Here is a 4630-nt window from a genome sequence, read left to right on the forward strand (position 1 = left end):
AGCGCCGCACCCGAAGCGGCAGGCGGACCCGGAAACCTGCTGGGCGGCATGCCGCTTGCCGGTGCCGGCGCCGCAGGGCACGGAGTCGCCGGTCCCAAATACGGGTTCCGGCCCACCGTCATGGCCCGGCCCCCCTTCGCGGGATAGGCCCCGCAGGCCGGCAACGCCGGCGCGCGCTACGACGCGCCCTGCCTCCGAAAGACCGGCGGCAGGGCGCGTTTTCGCTTGTTCTCGCGAGTCGCCCGCCGACCGGCGCCGTCATGGCGGGGGTGAGTCCGCGCGCGCTCGCGCCGAGCCGCATTCCCGGGTCCCCACGGCTCCTGTGGGCTTTATCTGCGGCCGGATTTTTACCCCGCGCCGGAATTCTCGCGGCGGTGCCCTAACGCCGATACCACCCCCAACGTCGGGCTAGTCCGCCGGTGGCGGACGGCATTGCCACGGTATTCCTGCAGGTAATGGCCGTGGCGGTGGAACCCGGCCGTCGTGGGCCCGGTCGCGCGGCCGCGCCGGGACACGGCACTCGAAATCCACGCCGCCGCGCGGGCCGCAGCATCACGACACGGCGATCTGGCGGTGCGGGCAATTAGCCTTTCGGCAAGCAAATTCTGAAGGTCTTCTCAAAAAATCACCTGCGAGGGGATACATGTCGTTCGAGCCCGGTGCTTCGTAACCATGGACTTCGGGGCATTACCGCCGGAGGTCAACTCCGGTCGGATGTACGCGGGTCCGGGGTCGGGTCCGATCATGGCTGCGGCGGCGGCCTGGGACGGACTCGGCGCCGAGCTAGGGACGGCGGTCAGCGGCTACACATCGGTGATTTCCGAGCTGACCCAGTCGCCGTGGGTGGGTCCTGCCTCGGCGGCGATGCTGTCGGCTGTCACGCCATACGTGAGCTGGCTCAGCGTTCTGGGCGCGCAGGCCGAGGAGACCGCCGGACAGGCCCGTGCGGCCGCGGCGGCCTTTGAGGCGGCGTTTGCGATGACGGTGCCGCCACCGGTGATCGCCGCCAACCGAGTTTTGCTGGCGACACTGGTGGCGACGAACTTCTTCGGACAGAACACCCCGGCTATCGCAGCGACCGAGGCGCAGTACATGGAGATGTGGGCGCAGGATGCCGCGGCGATGTACGGTTACGCCGTATCGTCGGCGACCGCGTCGGTGCTGGCGCCGTTCACAGCGCCGCCCAACATAACCACCCCAGAAGCGGTCTCCGATCAGGCCGCCGCAGTCGAGCGGGCCGCCGCCGAGCCGGCAGGCAACACCGCCCAGACCACCGCGAACGCCGCCTCGCAGCTGGCGACCCCACAAGTGTTGTCCGTCAACGCTTCTCAGGCGGTGACGCAAGCGTCGACCACAGCCGCCGCAGAGCCGGGTCCGTTCACCTGGCTGGAAAACCTCATCCAAGGATTCCTGACTTCCGGCCTGCCCACTCCGACCAACAACTACCTGGGGCTGACTCCCAGCGTCTTCGACACGATCTTCAAACGGATGACGGGTCTAGGCTATTTCTCGAATGGTATCGCGAGCTTCAGTTCGTCGATCGCACAGCAGTTGACTTTCGGTCCTGGCGGTAGCACGGCGGGTGCGAGCGGTGCGTGGTTCCCGACCCCGCAGTTTGCCAGCCTGGGCCTGGGCAACCTCGGTGGCGGGGTAGGGCACGTGGGTGCGGTCTCCGCGGGTGCCGGGCAGGCCGCCCGGGTGGGGATGCTCTCGGTGCCGCAACATTGGTCGACGCTGACCTCAGCGGTCAGCCCGGCGGCGGTCTCCGAGGAGGCCACCCCCATCGAGGCCGTCGGCGCGACAGGGGCGCCCGGTTCACCGGCCAATGGTCTGCTGCGGGGGATGCCGGTGGGGGGCATGGGCCGGCGCGGCGCCGCCGCGGGCTACGTCAACAAATACGGGTTCCGCTACAGCGTGCTGACCCGACCGCCATCGGCCGGATAAGCGGCAAATCAGCGCATGTACTCCCTCACCTTTATCCGCGGCGGGATTTTATTCCGGGGCTCGACACAACTGCGCCTGGCTACGCCGCAAGCGCACCCCGCCGGGGGTAATCGGCAGCTACTCGACTCTGGCGATTCGGGCAGCTCACACCTACAATCGGGCCCGCGCTTCGGGTGGCCAGCCAGTGCCGAGCGACTCGCTTTGATTTCCGGCGCCGAGGCGCGCCACAAAGCCGTTCCTACGATGACGGGCGTGGCGGTGGCCACCAGCGCATTAACGTCTTTTACTACTCGACTTTTCGATTCGAAAATCACAGGTTAAGGGGCATATTCGTGGTGGATTATGGGGCGTTCCCCCCGGAGTTCAATTCGGCGCGGATCTACTCGGGTCCGGGGTCGGGTTCGTTCGTCGCTGCTGCTGCGGCGTGGAGCGCGCTTGCGGCCGAACTCAACTCGGCCGCGCTGAGCTATGACAACGTCATCACGGCGCTGAACAGCGAGGAGTGGCTGGGCACGGCCTCGACGGCGATGGCGCAAGCGGCCCAACCATACGTGGCCTGGTTGACCACGACGGCCGCTCAGGCGGAAGAGGCTGCCACGCAAGCGCGTTCGGCCGCGGCGGCCTACGAGACCGCGCTGGCGTCCTCGGTACCGCCCCCGCTGATCGCGGCGAACCGCACCCAGGTGACCCAGCTGCAGGCGACGAACGTCCTCGGGCAGAACACGCCGTTGATCGCGCAGTTGGACGCGCAGTACGGCGAGTACTGGGCACAGGACGCCCTCGCGATGTACAGCTACGCGGGGCAATCGGCGACGGCAACAAAGCAGACGCCGTTCCAGAAGGCGCCCGAGGTCACCAACCAGTCGGGTGAGGCCAACCAAGCTAATGCGGTCACCAACGCGACGGCGAACTCCACGGCGACCAACACCTCGAAGACCCTGCAGTCGCTGGCACAGCCCGCGGCGACCACGACGACCAACGCGACCACCCAGGCCACCACGGCCACGGACCCGTTGTCCGAGCTCTGGTTTCTGTTGACCGGGCAGACCACATTTCCTACCAACCTCGGGACGCTCGTCAACGGCTACAGCCCGTTTGCCGGTTTGTTCTACAACACCGAGGGTCTGCCCTACTTCAGCATCGGTATGGGCAACAACTTCGTGCAGATCGCCAAGTCGCTGGGCGTCATCGGCGGTGCGGCACCGGCCGCGGCCAAGGCCCTGCCCGGACTCGGCGGGCTCGGCGGCATGCTCGGCGGGGGCGCGGCCGCCGCGCATCCGGTGGCAGCACTGGGCAACGCGGCTTCCGTCGGTGGCAAACTGTCGGTCCCGGTGGCCTGGTCGGGCGGTCCGACCGCGGCGGCCCCGACGTTAGGCCGTGCCATCCCGGTCAGCGCGATCAGCGCCGCACCCGAAGCGGCAGGCGGACCCGGAAACCTGCTGGGCGGCATGCCGCTTGCCGGTGCCGGCGCCGCAGGCCATGGAGTCGCCGGTCCCAAGTACGGGTTCCGGCCCACCGTCATGGCCCGGCCCCCGTTTGCCGGCTGAGCACGGCGGGGTATCGACACCGGCAATGTCCACCACACCGCAGCGCGATGAGCCTCGAGTTCTCAGGATCGCTCCCGGAATCCGACCCTGGCGGCGACCGGAGCACTCGAACGGCCGAAAGGAGGTCTGCCTGGCCCGCCACTGGGAATGGTCGTCGCGCCCATGTGCGACGAGTTAATCGGCAATCAGATTTTATGCGGGGCGACGGGGCCGCCGCACATCGGCTGTTGGTAACCAGCAACTTCTTCGGCACGGAGCTGGTACCGTTTGCTGTGACCCTCCTGAGAGGGGCAGCGGTCGAGGTCAGGCACTGTTACTGTGTCGTTACCAAAAGTGAATTCGCCGTACCGCTAAGTGAACAATTGCAAACACCGGGCTTCCGCACCGACTTGGGGGGCGGCAGTCATCTAGTCTCGCAGAGTCCGGGGACGTAACTAGGAGGGAACAATTATGTCGTTCGTGACCACACAGCCGGAGGCTTTGGCCGCGGCGGCCGGGAACCTGCAGGCGATCGGGTCGACCTTGAGCGCCCAGAACGCAGCCGCTGCAGCCCCAACGACGGGGGTGGTACCCGCCGCTGCCGACGAGGTGTCGGCACTGACCGCGGCTCAGTTTGCCGCCCACGCGCAGATGTACCAGGCGGTGAGCGCCCAAGCCGCCGCGATCCACGAGATGTTCGTGAACACCTTGTCCACCAGCGCCGCTTCGTACGGTCTCACCGAGGCAGCCAACGCGGCTGCCGCTCTCTGATCGGACTGGCGTTTCGGGGCTGACAGACGTCACCGCCAATGGGTTACAGCATCACCGCCCAGCAGAGGATGGCCCCGGGGACTCGGAGCTTCGCTCACCCGGGTTCCCGGAAAGCAGTACGCACTCCGTCAACTCAAACGCCGCGGTTCGGGTTTGACGTCCGTCTCACCGTGACAGGACCCGGTGGCCGCCGGCTGACGGGAAGGGGGGGTCATTTCTATTCATTCGGCTCGGCGGTTGCGTAACGCGTAAACGATCCGGCCACCGTCTTCACCACATCACCCAGTAACCACGTAGCAAGGAGACAGCCGACATGGCAACACGTTTTATGACCGACCCGCACGAGATGCGGGCGATGGCGGGCCGCTTCGAGGTGCACGCCCAGACCG

3 protein-coding genes and 2 pseudogenes are annotated in these 4630 nt (G+C 67.3%); all 5 read left to right on the plus strand.

The features are described from left to right. A pseudogene (locus tag A5652_RS26990) lies at nt 1-147 on the plus strand (hypothetical protein); the annotation flags it as partial. Nucleotides 148-672: 525 nt separating this feature from the next. Next, on the plus strand, nt 673-1944 hold the full coding sequence (locus tag A5652_RS18600; RefSeq protein WP_067354713.1) for a PPE family protein: 1272 nt from the start codon (nt 673-675) through the stop codon (nt 1942-1944). Nucleotides 1945-2276: 332 nt separating this feature from the next. After that, nucleotides 2277-3491: a PPE family protein gene (locus A5652_RS18605; protein ID WP_067354716.1), complete on the plus strand. Its 1215-nt coding sequence runs from the start codon at nt 2277-2279 to the stop codon at nt 3489-3491. A gap of 450 nt (nt 3492-3941) precedes the next feature. Beyond that, the gene (locus tag A5652_RS18610) at nt 3942-4241 is read left to right on the plus strand and encodes a PE family protein (protein ID WP_067123308.1); all 300 of its coding nucleotides are present in this window, start codon (nt 3942-3944) and stop codon (nt 4239-4241) included. 313 nt (nt 4242-4554) lie between these two features. Further along, nucleotides 4555-4630 (plus strand): annotated as a pseudogene (locus tag A5652_RS26995) (WXG100 family type VII secretion target); the annotation flags it as partial.

It is taken from the genome of Mycobacterium sp. 1165178.9 (assembly GCF_001673555.1).
GTDB lineage: Bacteria > Actinomycetota > Actinomycetes > Mycobacteriales > Mycobacteriaceae > Mycobacterium.